This is a genomic window from Nonomuraea sp. NPDC049714, from assembly GCF_044465295.1.
GTDB lineage: Bacteria > Actinomycetota > Actinomycetes > Streptosporangiales > Streptosporangiaceae > Nonomuraea.
On sequence record NZ_JBITLM010000002.1, the window covers coordinates 542,853 to 559,145 of the forward strand.

The window sequence follows — 16,293 nt, forward strand, 5'->3', positions numbered from 1 at the left end:
GCTCCCGACGAAACCCAACCCGTCTTCATCCGGAACCTGCCGCCCGCTGGGCGTATCACCTGGCCCCTCCTGCGCCCGACATACCGCAGACATACCGCGCACCCCTACTTTGGCGTGCATGTCTTCCTCGCGGCGGTGGCTCGCCGTCCTGATTCTGGTCTCCGCGTTCCTGGTACCGGCCCCTCCGGCCGCAGCGGCCGCGTTGTCCGACGCGGGCTTCTTCGGCAGGTGGAGCGCCGGCGCCTGGACGGTGGGGCCGCGACTGAACTACGCGCACGCGGGCCTGAAGTCCGTGGAGAGCGCGGTGAAGGCGGGCGACTACGCACTGGCCAAGCAGCGACTGCTGGATCATTACCGCGCGCGCCCGGCCATCGAGGCGGGCGGCTTCTCGCATACGACCTGGCCTGGCGCCCTAGAGCTGACCCCCAGCCACATCTGGACGCTGGGATCGGGCGAGGTCTACATCAAGACGCTGACCTTCGGCCCCGGGGAAAAGACGGTCACGGCGGACGTCACGAGCAGCATCGCCAGCGGCAAGCCCGGATTCTTCCTGATGAGCCGCTACAAGGACGCGGCCATCGCCCTCATCAACAGCAGGAGCAAGGGGTCGGGCAAGCCCACCCTCCGTCTGACCCTGGCCGACGGCTCGGTGAAGACCCTTCGCCCCACGCACGACACCTACATCTGGGCGGCCCACCCGGGCAACTTGTACGGCACGAAGTACTACATGCAGGTCAGCGACCAGGGCATCGGGCCGTTCACCGGCGAGACGCGCAAGGCGTACCTGCGGTTCGACCTCGGCGGCGTCACCGGCGTGCAGAAAGCGGAGCTGACGCTGACCGGCACGGCCGACACCGCGAAGGACATCATGCTGTACGGCAACGCCGAGACCTTCGACGAGGCCACCCGCACCTGGTCCAACACTGTGCAGAACACGTTCTCCTGGGAGGGCGACCCCGGCGGCTTCGACTGGAAGCTCCCCGGCGGTGTCGACAAGGAGTATCTCATCGCCGACAAGGAGTACCTCTACCAGCTTCCCCGCTTCTACTTCGCCGGCCCGCTGGCCCTGGAGTACCAGAAGACAGGCGACGAGCAGCACGCCCGCACGCTCCTCGGCCTGATGACCGACTTCATCAAGGACGCCGACGCCTACGACGCCGACCAGGGCGCCGGTTCATACCCGGGCAACCTGCACGCCGCGCGCCGCCTGCACAACTGGATCGCGGCCTACGAGATCCTGCGCAAGAGCCCGTCGCTGACCGCCGAGGCCAACACCGCGATCCTCAAGACGATGAACCGGGCCGGCCTGTACCTGCAGGTGAACGTCAACGGCACGCCGAACAAGATGCAGTCACAGAAGATCACGCTGCTGCACGCCTCCGTCTACTTCCCGGAGTTCAGCGCCGCGCCCGCGTGGCGCACCAACGCCGCCGACTTCCTCTCGGCCCAGCTCAACGACTCGACCTACGCCGACGGCGGCTACAAGGAGTCCACGGACGCCTACCTGCGGGGCTACCTCAGACAGTACGTGGACGTCGTCGCCTACATGCGGCGAAACGGCATCACGTTCACCGCCACCGCCAAGCTGCGGCAGTTGGCTCGCTTCCTCATGGACCAGAGCTATCCCAGCGGGTACGGCCCGGCCTACGGCGACAGCGACTCCCTCGACCTGCGCAGCACCCTCAGGAGCCTGGGCGAGCTGCTCAACGACCACGAACTCCGCTACGTCGGCACCTCCGGCAAGTCGGGCGAGAAGCCTGCGCACACCTCCGCCCTCTATCCGGACACCCGGGTCGCGGTCTCCCGCTCCGGCTGGACCGCCGACGACTCCCACCTCCGGATCAACGCCGACCGCGGCAATCACAGCCACCCGGACGAGCTGGCGATCACCGCTTACGCATACGGCCGGCCACTCCTGCCCGACATGGGCACCTTCACCTACAGCACGGACGCCCAGGCGCTGTGGCTGCGGCGCACCACGGAGGCGCACAACACGATCGAGATCGACGAGGAGCCGCAGACGTCGACGGCGTCGGGCGGGATCTCGCATCTGATCACCAACCCCGCCTTCGACCTGATCGGCGCGAACACCGAGAGCTCCGCCGGTGTTCGCCATGAGCGATCCGTCCTGTCGCTGCACTCGGGCCTGTGGGTGGTCTCCGACCGGCTCAAGCCGGTGAGCACCACCGCCAGGCACCGCTACGAGCAGAACTGGCACTTCGCCTCGGACGCCAACCCCTCGATCCGCTCCGGGACGGAGACCACGACCACCACCTTCGCGACGGGCGCGAACCTCACGATCGTCCCCGCCGACCCGGCCGAGGTCGACTCCGACCTGCGCGACGGCTACTACGCGCCGCGCTTCTACTCGGTGGAGAACGCGAAGTACGCCTCCTATGTCAAGACGGCCACCGGCCGGACGACCTTCGACACCATCCTGCTGCCGTCCAAGGGCGCGGCCGACACCTCGGTGACGGTGGAACGGCTCCCTGTGGGCACCACCCCGTCGCACCAGGCGACAGCCCTGAGCCTGAACGGCGGCGCGGGGGTCTACTACAAATCCTGGACCACGAAGGCGCCGCGCGCGTTCGGCTCCTACGCCTTCGACGGCAAGCTGCTCTACGCCGACGCCGGGTCGATCGTGATGGTCGACGGCTCGTCGGCCGAACGTGCCGGCGCGACCCTGGTCAAGGCACCGGCCCCGGTCAAGGACCTGGCCGTGGCCTTCGGCGGAGACGGCACCGTACGCATCGATGGCAGTGGGCTGACCGCGAGCACCGACCCGGCCAAGGCCATCGCGATCGCGGCGCCGAATGCCGCCGAAGTGATCCTCAACGGTAAGGTCGTTCCCTTCGAACGCGCGGGCGCCCTCATTTACGCGGCCGCCTGAAGGAGACTCATGTTCTTGTACAACCGGCCGGGTCATTATCGACAGGGGTGCTGGACAGCCGGTCCGGCATGCGGTGCACGCTCGGCTTGAGATGTGCGGGCACGCTGTCCGGCCCCCGGCGCTGCCTGGTATCAGCAGTCCCAGGAAAACCGGACGGCTGGCTGGTCACCTGGCCGTCGCGCACCCTTGAGGCATGAACCGACTCGCGCTCATCACCGGCGCCACCTCCGGAATCGGCAGGGCCTACGCCGAGCGCCTGGCCGCTGACAGCTACGACCTGGTGATCGTAGGCCGGCGGAAGGAGCGCCTGGACGAGTTCGCCGAGGCGCACCCCGACGTCGACGTCCGGGTCGTAGCCGCTGACCTGTCCACCGGCGCGGGCATCGACGCGGTCGCCGGGATCTGCGCGACCGAGCCGCTGACCATGCTCGTGAACAACGCCGGGGTCGCCCACTACATGCCGCTCGCCGATCTTCCCGCCGACAAGGCCGCGGAACTCGTCAACGTCAAGGTCCTCGCGCCCACGATGCTCACCCGCGCCGTGGTCGCGGGCATGCGCGAACGCGGGGCGGGCACGATCGTCAACATGGCCGGCATGATCGCCTTCAGCGGGCCCGCCCCGCACTCCCAGATGCCCTCTCGCGTCGTCTACGCCGGGACGCTGGCCTACCTCGTCGCGATGTCCCAGACCCTCAGCGCGGAGCTCGCGGGCACGGGGGTCAACGTCCAGGTCGTGTGCCCGGGCGTGGTGGCCACCGAGTTCCACGAGCGCCAGGGCCTCGACCTGAGCATGGTGCCCCGCATGTCGGCCGAGGACGTCGTCACCGCCAGCCTGCGCGGCCTGGAACTGGGCGAGACGGTCTGCGCCCCGGGCGTCGCGGACGCCGGCCTCCTGGACGCGATCTTCCAGGCCGACCTTGCCGCGTTCGGGGCGCAGAGTCCGGAGCTCGCCCCGCGCTACCGCGTCAGCGGCTGATACCTGAACAGCTTCGGCCCCTCGGAGAAGTAGACGTCACCGGACCTGTGCACCGCGAGATGGTGCACAGGGCCCCGCTTGAGCACGGCCTTCGCGCCCGTCCTCGGGCTGACCGTGAACACCTCCGTGCCGGCGTGCGCCCCGTACAGGAGCTTGTCCTCGGGGTTGAACGCGAGCTGGCCGCTCGCGCCGGCGCCGGCGGAGAGTGTGACGCGGGAGACCACCTCGCGGGCCGCGACGTTCACCCCGAACACCTCGCCGCCCGCGATGCCCCAGAGCCGGCCGCGATCGTCGAACGTCAGCGCGGGGATGGCCGGTTTGCCGGGCGCGGGGACGAACTCCCACAGCAGCCGGTCCTCCTTGACCGACCAGGCGAACAGTTTGGCCTCCGGCTGCGTCGGCGGGGTGGCCGACTGGCCGCTGTAGATCGAGGTGCCGCCGTAGAGCACGCCGTCGCGGTAGGCGAGGGAGACGATGCTCTGGTCCTTCACCACGTCGCGCCGGGAGTGCTTGAGCGTGCCCGTGGCGGGGTCCCAGATGGCCAGGACACCGCCGAGCTGACCGAGGTCGGGCATGGTGCCGGCGGCCACGTACCTGCCCGCGGAGGTCAGGGCGCGCGGCCTGATCTGCTTGTCGGCGGCCAGGTCGAAGAGGCGGGCGGGGTTCGGCACGGGGCCCGGCTCGGGGCTGGGCGAGTATTCGGGGCTGTGCCACGGCAGCTCGGGATCGTAGGCGTACAGGCGGGCCTCGGGGTAGGCGCCGACGTAGAGCTTGCCGCGATGCGTGGTCATGGCCTCCGTCTGGGAGAAGGTGTGGAATTCCCGCACCTCGCCCGTCTCCGGGTCGAGCGCCGCGAAGCCGCCGTTGAGGAAGCCGCCGGTGTAGACGCGGCCGTCGGGGCCGCCCGCGATGGCGGTGATGTCGATCGGCTCGCCCTTGATGCCGGTCTGGACGAACGACTTCGCGCCGGTCTGCGGGTTGTAGCGGAACATCAGACCACGCCAGAGCACCCCGACCAGGCTCTTGCCGGGGTAGTCGGGCAGGCCGAGCTCCGCCCAGCCGATGCCGCGGGTGTTGGCCACCCGTCCGGTGACGGGCACGCCGGTGGGGGTGACGGCACGGGTACGCGGGTCGTAGCCGATCAGTTCACCCGCCTTTACAAAGTAGACCTTGCCCTGCTCGTCAGGCGGGGACACATCGAGTCCGTGCGCCGAGTCGAGCGCGTCCACCCACTGGCCGGCCGCGATGTCCCAGACGTGCAACGGCCCCGGGAACGCGCCGCCGAACCTGACGAACACGTAGCCCTCGGCCACATTGACGTCGTACGCCCAGCTGTCCTTCACGTCCAGGCCGGGCGGCGTGGGCAACTGCTTGACCGTGCCGTCGGCGGCATCCACCTCGAAGAGGGCCGCGGGATTCTCGGTGCCGGCGTAGATCTTGCCGTCGGCGTAGGCGACGCTGCGGACGTAGGAGTGGGCCGCCGAGAGCTTGCCGTAGTCGCGTACCCCGGTGGCGGGGTCGTAGCCGAACAGCCGGCCGCCCGGGGAGGTGCCGCCGTAGACGGTCGCGCCCTGGCCTCCTGCCACGGTCCAGATGAAGTTCTCCGAGGGGAGCGGCCGGCCGAGGTCGGTGACGCCCGACTCGCGGGTCCAGCGGTAGAGGTGGCCGTCGCCGTAGGTGCCCGCGTAGACGCTGCCGTCGGGCGTCGCGTCCACCGCCCAGGCGCCGGCGGCGCCCGGCAGGTCGAACCAGGCGACCTCGGCGCCGGTGGCCGGGTCGACCGCGTTGAGCCGGGCCGGTGAGCCGGACGAGGCGCTCCAGAGCACCGGGGGGCCGTCCGGGCCGGGGGCGACGGTGCCGCCGAGGAGCAGCACGTCCTGGAGCGGCACGCCGAGATCCGTCACCCGGCCACCGGCCGCGTCCGCAGGGGCGGCCGGTGCGAGCAGGGAGAGCGCGGTCATGCCGGCGAGAAGCACCCGTTTAATTAAGACCATGACCGAAACCTAAGAACAGGGGCTTACGTAGGTCAAGCATCTATTACGGTTAGGGCCGAAATCGTGACGTCCGCGATCACATTCAGCCGGTCAGGGCTTCTCGCGGTAGGCGAGGACCTTGGCCAGGGCCTCGGCGATGTCGGCGGCACGGGCCGGGTCGTCCATGAGCATGGCCTGGCGTACCCAGACCACGTCGGCCGCGGCCTGCTCCGCCGCCGGGCACGGCTCGGTCCGGGCGCCTTCGGCGGTCAGCGCGGCCATGGTGCCGAGCGGCGGGTACCCGGACTCCAGCGGCACTCCCTCGGCCGCCATCGCGGCCAGCAGGAAGTCCCGGTCCACCGGCGCGTCGACGCGCAGCATGAGCAGGTGGCGGGAGTCGCGCGTGGTGCCCGGAGGCCGCGGCACCGCGGACACGGGCCCGGTCAGTTCGCGTTCCAGGGCGGCGCAGAAGGCGTTCCGGCGGTCGACCTCGTCGTCGAGCCGGTCCAACCAGGGCAGCAGGAGGGCGGCCTGGATCTCGGTGAGGCGGAGGTTCCAGCCGACCTCCGGGTGGCCGTACCACTGGCCGCCCAGCCTGCGGCCGACGTTGCACACCGACCAGACGGCCTCGTGGTCGGCCTGGTCCCGGCAGACGATCAGGCCGCCCTCGCCGGCGGTCATCGCCTTGCTCGCCTGGAAGCTGTACACGCCGGCGTCGCCCAGACCGCCGACCGGCCGGTCATGGTAGGTGGCGCCGTGGGCCTGGGCCGCGTCCTCCACGACCTTCAGCCCGTGCCGGGCGGCGAGCGCGTTGATCGGGTCCATGTCGGCCGGGCTGCCCGCCAGGTGGACGGGCATGACGGCGGCGGTCCTGCTGGTGAGGGCGTCCTGTACGGCCTGCGGTGACAGATGCAGGTGCACCGGGTCCACGTCCACGATGACGGGCACGGCGCCGGTCAGCAGCACGGCCGTGGCGGAGGCGACGAAGGTGTAGGCGGGCACGATCACCTCGTCGCCGCGCCGCACGCCCAGCCCCTTGAGGGCGGCGAACAGGCCCAGGGTCGCGTTGCCGACCGCGACTCCGTACGGGACGCCGGACAGGCGCGCGAACGCCGCCGTCAGGTCCGCGACCACCGAGCCTCCCTGGGTGGCTCCCCAGAGCCCGCTCTCCAGCACGCCGGTGACGAGTTCGCGCTGGCGGGGGTCGAGGGGCGGCGGCCAGCCCGGCCACGGGGTGGCGCGGACCGGCGAGCCGCCGTGGAGTGCGAGGGTCACGGAAGCGTCCCTTTCTCTGGGTACGGACGGACGGACGGGCGAGGCGGCGTGATGGGTGGGTCAGGGGGTGGGGAGGCCGAGGATGCGGGCCAGGTTGGCGCCCTGGATGAGGGTGCGGTCGGCGTCGGAGAGCGGGGCGAGGGCCACCCGGCCGTAGCCGGTTCTCAGGTCGAGGAAGCACGCGTCGGAGCCGAAGAGCACCCGCTCGGCCCCGGCCAGGGCCGCCAGGCGGGCGATCCAGCGGCCGGTCATCTTGGAGCCGCACACGTCCAGGTGGACGTTCGGGTGGTCGGCCACGACGCGGGCCGCGCGTTCGAAGCCGCTGGGCCACAGGCCGCTGTGGCCCAGCAGGAGCGGCACGCCCGGGTGCCGGGCGGCGACCGTGGCGAACTGCTCCGGGTCGCTCCACGGCGAGTCCGTCTGGCCGTGCGCGAGCACCGGCAGCCCCAGCTCCCAGACCGGGTCGTAGCGCGGGTCGTCGAGGCGGCACAGGTGGACGTCGGGGTGGATCTTGACGCCCCAGACGCCGTCGAGCGTCAGCGGGGTGCGGTGGTGCGGGTTGTAGACCTGCCAGACGCCGAACCGGCCGGGGAACCGTGCGGCGATCTCCATGGCCAGCCGGTTGCCCCGCTCGGCGTCGGGGCCGACGGCGAGCAGGTGGCTGATGCCCATGGCGGTGACCCCGATGCGGTCCATGGTGGCCACGAGACCTTCGGCGGTCGGGTCGGGGATGAGGAAGTCCGGCCAGGTGCCGACGTGGCCGTGCGCGTCGAGGATCTGCGCGTCGCGGATCACCGGGCCGCTCCCCCGGACGAGACGGAGAGCAGCAGGTCGAGGGAGCCTGCCGCGATCAGGTCGGTCTCGGCGGGCGTCAGGGCGAGGTGGTCGAGCAGGAAGCGCGGGCCACAGTCGTCGGCCACCGGGGCGCCGGTGCCGAACACCAGCCGCTCCGCGCCGAACCGCTCGGCCAGCCACTCCACGGCGCCCTGCGTGTTCACGGTGCCCATCTCCAGCCAGACGCCCGGCGCCTCGGTCATCAGGGCGGCGACCTGGCGCAGCCGGCGGTAGCCGGGGTTGAGCAGCAGGATCCGCTGTCCGGGCAGGTGCCGGGCGAGGGTGGCCAGCTCGGCGGGCGAGGTCTCCTCCAGGTCGATCGCGAGGGGCAGGCCGATCTCGGCGAGCCAGCGCAGGGTCTCCGCGCCGGTCAGGTCGAAGCGGTGCCGCTGGGGACAGAGCCGGATCAGGCGGGCGCCCCACGCCGGCACCTCGCCGGGTGTGGCGGGCGTGGACGTCCCCGGCACGCCCGGCACCACGACGGGCACCGGGACGAGCCGGGGGTCGTCCAGCGCGAGGAGGGCGTCGTTGCCCGCCTGCGCGTCGGCGTAGAGGCTGAGCGTGTGGGTCACGAGGGCGCGATCGATGCCCAGGCGGTCCAGGTCGGCCCTGGGATCCACCGGCAGGTCGTCGAAGGGAACCGGACCGGCCAGCCGGTGGGCGTCCACTACCAATTTCGGCACAGACCGAAACTATCCTTGCTGCTCGATGACGGTCAAGCCGGGCAGGCCGGGTCCAGCCTGATCCTGGCCAGCTCCCTGCCCACCAACCCCCAGGCGTACCAGGAGCGGGGCTCGAAATGGACCTGCGGGTTGGTGTGCCATTCGTCGCCCAGGCCGGTGGCCAGCAGCGTGGCCCCGTCCTCGACGTCCAGTTCGTAGGCGTTGCCGCCCTCCCGGAACGCGGACAGGAAGATCCGGCTCCGCTGCATGGTCAGCTCGCCGTATCCGGACACCTTGCCCTGCCGGACGACCTGCCGCGTCGCCAGGTCCATGACCATCCAGGATCCGGAGTCACGCTTGTACGATCCGTACAGCAGGCCGTCGTGCACCTTGATGTCCTGGAACGTGCGGTGGCCCGGCACCGGGTCCACCTCCCAGAGCACCGTGCGGGTCTTCAGGTCGAAGGCGGCGACCGAGGCGGAGGTCCTGGTGGGCGGGGTGCCTCCGCCGCCGAGCACGTCACCCCCTAGATAGACCACGCCCCGGTCGGCGTCGAGGGACAGGCTCATGATGCTCTGGTCGGCGATGACGCCCACGTGGACGTCCATCTTCCCGGTGTGCGGGTCGACCACGGACAGGGCGCCCTGCAGGTCGGCCGCCAACGGGGCGGTGGCGACCAGGAGCTTGCCGGTACGCGGGTCGTACTCGATGTCCCACGGCCGCTTCTGACCGTGGCCGATGTGGCCGAGGGTGCGCACCTCGTCAGTGCGGACGTCGATGGAGACGATCCCGCCCGTGGGGTACATGGCGGCGTAGATCAGGTGACCGCGCCGCACCATGGCCTTGGGCTCGCCCGGCACCCGGATCCTGCGTTCGCGGCCGGTGCGCAGGTCGAGGACCTCCAGCGAGAAGTGACCGCCGACGTACACCGCCTGGTGGGGGACGAGCAACATGCTCTGGGGCCGTTCGGCGCCCGGTCGCATCCCGGCGTCGATCAGGTCGACGAACTCCGACGTGCCGGCGGCCGGGTTCAGCCACCACACGCCGCCGCTGCCCGCGAAGGCCAGCACGGTGTTCTCGTCGACGACGTGGATCAGCCTGGTCTCGTCGCCCTCCGACGGCGGGACGATGACCTTGGTCAGGGCGGTGTCGCCGGTCCGATAGCGGTACACGGTGCCGTCAGGGCGGGAGGCGGCGTAGACGGTGCCGTCGCTCGTCGGGGTCAGGGCGTCCAGGAGACCCGAGTCCACCTGGACGCGCCGCAGATCCGTGCCGTCCTTGCGCACGTCGATCAGCTCCCCGCCGCTGGCGGCCAGCACCCGGTCACCGTTGACGGCGACCACGCCGATGCCGGCGTCACCGGCGGCCAGTTCCTGGACGGCGCCGCTGACGCGGTCGACGCGCATGAGCCGGTTCTTCTCCAGCAGGCCGGCGTAGACGTACCCGGCGTCGGCCGCGACCGCGCGCACGTAGTGCTCGCCCTGGACGAGCACGTCGAACCTGCGGACCGCGCCCGTGCTCGGGACGTACTCCCACACCCGGCCGTCGGGCGAGGTGCCCGCGTAGAGCGTGCCGTCGGGGGCCGCCGCCAGGCTCCAGACGAAGCCGCCGTTCCTGCCGAAGGAGTGCAGGTGCTCGACCTCGCCGGTGGCGATGTCGAAGCTGTAGAGGTCCGGCACCGGGTAGGTGCCGACGTAGACCTTGCCGCCGGAGACCACGATCGCCCAGCCGCCCTCCGGCTCGCCCTCCGCGGGGCCGTCGGGCAGGGTGACGCTCCGGACGACCTTGCGGGTCGCCAGGTCGAGCTCGGCGAGCACGGGCGGCTTCGGGCCACGGCTCACGACGTAGGCGCGCCCGTCGTGCACGGCGGCGCCGACGATGGCCGCCGTCACCGAGGCCGGGCCGTACGTGCGCACGGCCGGTCCCGCGCAGTCAGTGGGGGCGGCGGCCTGGGCGGCCGGAGCCGTGACCAGCGCGGGCAACAGCAACGTCAGGACGATCAGCAGGGATCGGAGCATGGTCAGGGCCTCGCGTTCACGGGCGGGCAGTCCGGGTCCAGCCTGATCCGGGCCAGGTCCCTGCCCACCAGCGCCCAGGCGTTCCAGGAGCCGGGCTCGAAGTGGAGCTGCGGGTTGGTGTACCAGTCGTCGCCCAGCCCGGTGGCCAGCAGCTTGGCCCCGGCTTCGGCGTCCAGCTGGTAGGCGTTGCCGCCGCCGAAGAAGGTGGAGACGAACACCCTGCCCCGGTGCACGGTCAACTCGCCGTAACCGGACAGCTTGCCCTGCTGGACGATCTTCCTGGTGGCCGGGTCGAGGGCGATCCAGACGCCGGAGTCCCGCTTGTACACGCCGTACAGGAGTCCGTCGTGCACCTTGATGTCCTGGAAGGTGCGGTGGCCGGGGATCGGGTCGGCCTGCCAGAGCACCGTGCGGGTCTTCAGGTCGAAGGCGGCCACCGACGCGGCCGTCTTCGTCGGCGGGGCGCCTCCGCCGCCGAGCACGTCGCCGCCCAGGTAGACCAGGCCGGCGCGGCTGTCCAGGGACAGGCTCATCAGGCTCTGGTCGGGGATGACGTCCACGTACACGTCCATCTCGCCCGTGTCCGGGTCGACGACGGACAGGGCGCCCTTGAGGTCGGCGCCCAGCGGGGCGCTGGCGACCAGGAGCTTGTCCGTACGCGGGTCGTACTCGATGTCCCATGGCCGCTGCTGCCCGTGGCCCAGGTAGCCGAGGCTGCGCACGCGGTCGGTGTGGATGTCGATGGAGACGATCTGGCCGCTGGGGTAGATGGCCGCGTAGATCTTGTCGCCGCGTCGTACCAGGTCCTTGGGTTCGCCGGACAGGCGGAAGCGGCGCTTGTCACCGGTGCGCAGGTCGCGCACCTCCATGGAGAAGTGGCCGCCGACGTAGAGGGCGCGGTTGGGGACGAGCAGCATGCTCTGCGGGCGTTCCGAGCCGGGCGTCAGGCCGGCGTCGATCAGGTCGGCGAACTGTGACTCGCCGGTGCGCAGGTCGAGCCACCACATGCCGCCGCTGCCGGAGAAGCCGAGCAGGGTGTGCTCGTCGAGCTGGTGGAGCCGCCGGGTCTCGTCGTCCTGGGACGGCGGGTCGGCGACCTTGGTCAGCGCGGTGTCGCCGGTGCGGTAGCGGTGGACGGCGCCGTCGGGGCGGGAGGTGGTGTGGACGGTGCCGTCGGAGGCGACGGTCAGCATGTCCAGGCTGCCCGTCGCCAGGCTGACGGTTCTGGCGTCGGTGCCGTCGTCGCGCACGTCGATGAGGGTGCCGCCGCTGAGCGCTAGCACGCGGTCGCCGTGGTCGGCGACGAAGCCGATGCCGGCCGGCACGGTGGCGAGGTCGAGCTTCGCGCCGGTCGCGCGGTCGATACGGACGAGCTTGGCCTTGTCCAGCAGGCCCGCGTAGACGTACCCGGCGTCGGCCGCGACCGCCCGGACATAGCGTTCGCCGGTCGCCAGCACGCCGAAGTCACGCACCTCACCGGTCGCGGGGACGTACTCCCGCACTCTGCCGTCCGGGTAGGTGCCCGCGTAGAGGGTGCCGTCGGGGGCCGCCGCCAGGCTCCAGACGAAGCCGCCGTTCTTGCCGAAGGAGTGCAGGTGCTCGACCTCGCCGGTGGCGATGTCGAAGCTGTAGAGGTCGGGCACCGGGTAGGTGCCGACGTAGACCTTGCCGCCGGAGACCGCGGTGGCCCAGCCGCCCTCGGGCTCCCCGGTGGCCGGGCCGTCGGGCAGGGTGACGCTCCGGACGACCTTGCGGGTGGCCAGGTCGATGTCCGCCAGGATGGGCGGCTTCAGGCCGCGGGTGACGACGTAGGCGTGGCCCTCATGGACGGCGGCGCCGACGATGGCCCCGGTGACCGAGGCCGGGCCGTGGGTGCGCACGGCCGGTTCTGTGCACGTTCCTGGAACGGCGGCCTGTGCGGCGGGTGGCGCGATGAGGGCGGGTAACAGGAGCGTCAGGACGACCAGCAGGGATCGGAGCATGCCCAGGACCTCGCGTTCATTGCTGCTTGGTTTTGGCCCAGACCGTAACTAAACGAGCATCGCCCGTCAATGGCATGATGGCGCGCATGGCAATTAAGGAGGGGACCGGTATGGCATTCGACGCGTGGAGCCTGATCGGCGGGCTGGAGGTGGCCCTGGACGTGGACGTCCTGGTCGGGGCCTACCCGGACCGGGACGGCCCGCCCGGGACGCCCGAGTCCGTGGCGGGCCTGCTCGCGGCGCACCGCACCCGGGCGGGAGCGGTGGCGAGCCTGCGCGCGGCCCTGTTCGACATGCGCTCGGGCAACGACGAGGTGCTCGCCCTGGCCCGCTCGGCGCCACCCGGCGATCGGGCTTCTTCGGGCCAGCCGTGGACGCCCGTCGGGGTGGTGGACCTGCGTGACCCCTTGGGGGCCGGCCGCGAGCTCGACCGGCTGGCCGGGGCCGGGGTCCGGGCGGTGCGGCTGTTCCCGGACGAGCAGGGCGTGGAGGCCGGCTTCCCCTCGGTCCGGCATGTCGCCCGCCGGGCGGCGGAGCTCGGCCTGGTGGTGCTCACCGGCGGCGACGTGCGCAGGTTCTGGCAGCCGTTCGCCGGGCTCGGGGCCCGCGTCGTCTTCCTCGACACGCACTTCTACCACCTGGGCGACTTCCTGGTGGCGGCCGGCGAGGAGCCGGGGTTCCACACCTCCACCCGCCTGCTCAACTCCCCCGACGCGCTGGAGACCGTGGCGGCCGAGCTGGGCGCCGAGCGGCTGCTGCACGGCTCACGCGCCCCGCACTACGAGCCGATCGTCCCCCTGCTGCGACTGGCGACCAGCGGCCTGACACCCGACGAGATCGCCGCCGTGGCCGGGGGCAACGCGAGGAGACTGCTGTCATGATCATCGATGTGCACGCCCACTGGGGCCCGTGGTTCTTCACCATGGACGTCGCCGAGGCGAGCCTGGCCACGATGGACCGCTACGGCATCGACCGGGCCATCGTGTCGGCCACCGAGGCCGTCATCTACGACGCGCCGGCGGGCAACCGCGCGCTGGCCGGGGTGCTGGCGGGCCAGGACAGGCTGTACGGGTACGTCACGGTCAACCCCCGGCGGCTGCGCGAGGCGGCCAGGGACCTGCGCGAGCTGCTCCCGTCCGGCAGGTGGGCCGGGGTCAAGATCCACACCGACTACACCGGCTCCCCCGTCACCTCGCCCCAGCTGCGCGACGCGCTGGAGCTGGCCGCCGAGGCGGGGCTCCCGGCGCTCGTGCACACCTGGGGGACCTCGGTGCTCGGGCTGGCCCAGCTCTGCCTGGACACGCCGGGCCTGCGGGTGATCGCCGGGCACATGGGCGCCGACGGTTTCGCGCACGCCATCGAGGCCGCGAACGCCTGCGACCGGCTCTACCTCGAACCCTGCTGGTCACATGCCCCGGCGGGCCGCATCGCCGCGGTGGCGGCGGCCGTGGACGACAGGCAGCTCCTGTTCGGCACGGACGCCACCCTGATCGACCCGTCCTCGGCGTACGGCGCGGTGGCGGCGGCCGGGCTGAGCGCCGAGACCGCCGAGCGGATCGCCTGGCGGAACGCGGCCGAGCTTTTCTCGATCTAGACATTACGGCCCAGCCCGTTATAGCGTGCGGCGAAACTTACCTAGGGAGCCCGCGCATGATCCCCCGCCGTCGTTTCCTGCTGGCGGCCGCCACCACCACGGTGGCCGCCTCTCTCCCCCTCACCGCCGGAGCCGCCCACGCGGCGACCGGCGTACCCGAAGGCACCCTGACCGACCTCGGCCCGGCCAGCGTCGCCAGCCCGCTCGGCAACGCCGAGTTCGTGGGCGACGTCCTGTACGCCGGATCCCGCGGCCTGTCACCGAACGTCGTCGGCGCGTACGACCTGTCCGAGGACGCGGTCACCGCCCACTTCGACATCCCCACCGGCATCGGCGTCTGGGCGATGTGCAAGGTGGGCACCGACGTCTACGTCGGCACCCACTCCCGCTCCGACCTCTACAGGATCGACACGGTGGCGGGCACGATCACCAAGGTCGCCGAGTACCCCGACCACTTCATCTGGACCCTGGCCGCCTCCCCCGACGGCAAGATCTACCTGGGCACCTCCGAGCCGGGCAAGGTCAAGGAGTACGACCCGGCGACCGGGGTCAGCCGCGACCTGGGCGAGGCCGCCCCCGGCGAGGCGTACGTGCGCAGCATCCAGGCCGACGACAAGTTCGTCTACGCGGGAGTGGGCGCCAACGCCCACCTCATCGCCATCGACCGGGTCACCGGCGAGAAGAAGGACCTCCTGCCCGCCGCCCTGGCCGACCGCGACTGGGTGTCGAGCATGCACGTCTCCGACACGCACATCGCGGGCGGCATGAACTCCCTGGCCGAGGTGGTCGTCCTGGACAAGGCGAACCCGGCGGACCACCAGGTCGTCAAGGCCACGGCCCCGGGCGAGAAGTACATCGTCTCGGTGCTCATCCACGACGGCTTCGTCTACTTCGCGGGCCGCCCCACCGGCACCTTCTACCGCTACGGCCTGGCCTCGGGCGAGCTCGAAGTCCTCGGCGTGCCGTACTTCGAGGCCGCCACCCACCGCATCCTCGAACACGAGGGCCGCATCTACGGCGTGCAGGACAACGCGGTGTTCGTCTACGACCCGGCCACGGGAGCCATCGACTACCGCAACCTGGTGCAGCGCGGCTTCAAGGCCGCGCCCGAGCAGCCGATGTCCGTGCACAGCGACGGCGAACGCGTCTACGTGGGCGGCAAGAGCGGCGCCGACATCCACGACCTGGCCTCGGGCGAGGTCACCAGGCTCGCCATCCCCGGCGAGCCGAAGACCATGCTCACCCTCGGCGACACCACCTACCTCGGCGTCTACACCCAGGCCGCGCTCTACGCGCACCGCGCCGGCGAGCCGGAGGCCGAGCTGCTGGTCCGCGCGGGCAATCAGCAGGACCGCCCGCGCGACCTGGCCTACGACGCCAGGACGGGCCTGATCGTGATGCCCTCCCAGCCGGAGCCCGGCCACATGAACGGCGCCCTCACCCTCTACTCCCGCCGCACCGGCGAGCACACCACCCTGCGGCCCGTCGTGGAGCGCCAGACCGTCTACTCGGTCGCCACCAAGCACGGCACCGCCTACCTCGGCACCCTGGTCCAGGAGGGCCTCGGTCTGCCCCCGGTCACCACCACCGCCCGCCTGGCCGCCTACGACCTCGTCCAGCGCAAGCTGCTGTGGGAGCTCGAACCCCTGCCCGGCGCCCGCTCGATCGTCTCACTCGCGCTCGGCGCCCGCACCCTGTACGGCATCTCCAGCACGGGCGAGGTGTTCGAGTTCGACCTGCGGCGCAAGAAGGTCACCCGGACGCTCAAGGTCAGCACCCGTGGCAGCGACCTGCATGTCGTCGGCAGGGTCGCCTACTGCACGGACGGCGACCAGGTCTACAAGATCGACCTGGTCGCGTTCACCGCCGAGCCGATCGTCTCGGGCCTGGCGGGCCAGTGGTTCGGCGGCGAGCCGAAGCTGGCGCTGGACCCCTCCCGGGAGGCGCTGTTCGGGGTGAAGGGCCGTAACCTGGTCCGCATCGCCATCACCGGCCGCCGCTGAAGATCCCGGACGCCGGACACCCGCTCCGCCCGCCCGGGACGAGCCGTCCCGCCGTTTGGCCACCTCGCCTGGCGATCGCGGCGAAG

General features: G+C 71.6%; 11 protein-coding genes. 5 read left to right on the top strand and 6 right to left on the bottom strand.

Annotated elements, in window-relative coordinates; all coding sequences use genetic code 11:
* The first annotated feature begins 118 nt into the window (after positions 1 to 118).
* Together ACIBQX_RS09440 and ACIBQX_RS09445 are read left to right on the top strand one after the other, a co-directional pair.
* Positions 119 to 2,890: a heparinase II/III family protein gene (locus tag ACIBQX_RS09440; protein WP_397002428.1), complete on the top strand. Its 2,772-nt coding sequence runs from the start codon at positions 119 to 121 to the stop codon at positions 2,888 to 2,890.
* 193 nt (positions 2,891 to 3,083) lie between these two features.
* Positions 3,084 to 3,866 (top strand): SDR family NAD(P)-dependent oxidoreductase, encoded by a 783-nt coding sequence (locus ACIBQX_RS09445; RefSeq protein ID WP_397002430.1) that lies wholly within the window; start codon positions 3,084 to 3,086, stop codon positions 3,864 to 3,866.
* Here the strand turns inward: ACIBQX_RS09445 and ACIBQX_RS09450 are convergent.
* The 6 genes from ACIBQX_RS09450 to ACIBQX_RS09475 all read right to left on the bottom strand — a co-directional run bounded on the left by ACIBQX_RS09450 (position 3,848) and on the right by ACIBQX_RS09475 (position 12,610).
* Positions 3,848 to 5,860, bottom strand: a complete 2,013-nt coding sequence (locus ACIBQX_RS09450) for a hypothetical protein (RefSeq protein ID WP_397002432.1) — start codon at positions 5,858 to 5,860, stop codon at positions 3,848 to 3,850. The genes ACIBQX_RS09445 and ACIBQX_RS09450 overlap by 19 nt on opposite strands.
* 90 nt (positions 5,861 to 5,950) lie before the next feature.
* Positions 5,951 to 7,114 (bottom strand): DegT/DnrJ/EryC1/StrS family aminotransferase, encoded by a 1,164-nt coding sequence (locus tag ACIBQX_RS09455; RefSeq protein ID WP_397002434.1) that lies wholly within the window; start codon positions 7,112 to 7,114, stop codon positions 5,951 to 5,953.
* 60 nt (positions 7,115 to 7,174) lie between these two features.
* Positions 7,175 to 7,909 (bottom strand): amidohydrolase family protein, encoded by a 735-nt coding sequence (locus tag ACIBQX_RS09460; protein ID WP_397002436.1) that lies wholly within the window; start codon positions 7,907 to 7,909, stop codon positions 7,175 to 7,177.
* Positions 7,906 to 8,631, bottom strand: a complete 726-nt coding sequence (locus ACIBQX_RS09465; RefSeq protein ID WP_397002438.1) for an amidohydrolase family protein — start codon at positions 8,629 to 8,631, stop codon at positions 7,906 to 7,908. The genes ACIBQX_RS09460 and ACIBQX_RS09465 overlap by 4 nt, the downstream gene beginning before the upstream one ends.
* A gap of 32 nt (positions 8,632 to 8,663) precedes the next feature.
* Positions 8,664 to 10,628: a PQQ-binding-like beta-propeller repeat protein gene (locus ACIBQX_RS09470; protein ID WP_397002440.1), complete on the bottom strand. Its 1,965-nt coding sequence runs from the start codon at positions 10,626 to 10,628 to the stop codon at positions 8,664 to 8,666.
* Between the two features lie 2 nt (positions 10,629 to 10,630).
* Positions 10,631 to 12,610, bottom strand: coding sequence for a PQQ-binding-like beta-propeller repeat protein (locus ACIBQX_RS09475; RefSeq protein WP_397002442.1), 1,980 nt, complete (start codon positions 12,608 to 12,610; stop codon positions 10,631 to 10,633).
* Between the two features lie 110 nt (positions 12,611 to 12,720).
* Here ACIBQX_RS09475 and ACIBQX_RS09480 point away from each other — a divergent pair, with 110 nt between their 5' ends.
* The 3 genes from ACIBQX_RS09480 to ACIBQX_RS09490 are packed head-to-tail and all read left to right on the top strand — an operon-like array spanning position 12,721 to position 16,207.
* Complete coding sequence (locus ACIBQX_RS09480; RefSeq protein WP_397002444.1) at positions 12,721 to 13,491, top strand: amidohydrolase family protein; 771 nt, start codon at positions 12,721 to 12,723, stop codon at positions 13,489 to 13,491.
* Positions 13,488 to 14,204: an amidohydrolase family protein gene (locus ACIBQX_RS09485; protein ID WP_397002446.1), complete on the top strand. Its 717-nt coding sequence runs from the start codon at positions 13,488 to 13,490 to the stop codon at positions 14,202 to 14,204. The genes ACIBQX_RS09480 and ACIBQX_RS09485 overlap by 4 nt, the downstream gene beginning before the upstream one ends.
* A gap of 56 nt (positions 14,205 to 14,260) precedes the next feature.
* A complete protein-coding gene (locus ACIBQX_RS09490; RefSeq protein ID WP_397002448.1) occupies positions 14,261 to 16,207 on the top strand; it encodes a hypothetical protein in 1,947 nt (648 codons plus the stop codon).
* Positions 16,208 to 16,293: the final 86 nt, after the last annotated feature.

What these genes read in the sequence shown, in the direction of transcription:
- ACIBQX_RS09480 (WP_397002444.1), top strand. Translation starts at nt 12,721, where the DNA reads ATGGCATTCGACGCGTGGAGCCTGATCGGCGGGCTGGAGGTGGCCCTG.
- ACIBQX_RS09475 (WP_397002442.1), bottom strand. Translation starts at nt 12,610, where the DNA reads ATGCTCCGATCCCTGCTGGTCGTCCTGACGCTCCTGTTACCCGCCCTC.
- ACIBQX_RS09440 (WP_397002428.1), top strand. Translation starts at nt 119, where the DNA reads ATGTCTTCCTCGCGGCGGTGGCTCGCCGTCCTGATTCTGGTCTCCGCG.
- ACIBQX_RS09485 (WP_397002446.1), top strand. Translation starts at nt 13,488, where the DNA reads ATGATCATCGATGTGCACGCCCACTGGGGCCCGTGGTTCTTCACCATG.
- ACIBQX_RS09470 (WP_397002440.1), bottom strand. Translation starts at nt 10,628, where the DNA reads ATGCTCCGATCCCTGCTGATCGTCCTGACGTTGCTGTTGCCCGCGCTG.
- ACIBQX_RS09450 (WP_397002432.1), bottom strand. Translation starts at nt 5,860, where the DNA reads ATGGTCTTAATTAAACGGGTGCTTCTCGCCGGCATGACCGCGCTCTCC.
- ACIBQX_RS09445 (WP_397002430.1), top strand. Translation starts at nt 3,084, where the DNA reads ATGAACCGACTCGCGCTCATCACCGGCGCCACCTCCGGAATCGGCAGG.
- ACIBQX_RS09490 (WP_397002448.1), top strand. Translation starts at nt 14,261, where the DNA reads ATGATCCCCCGCCGTCGTTTCCTGCTGGCGGCCGCCACCACCACGGTG.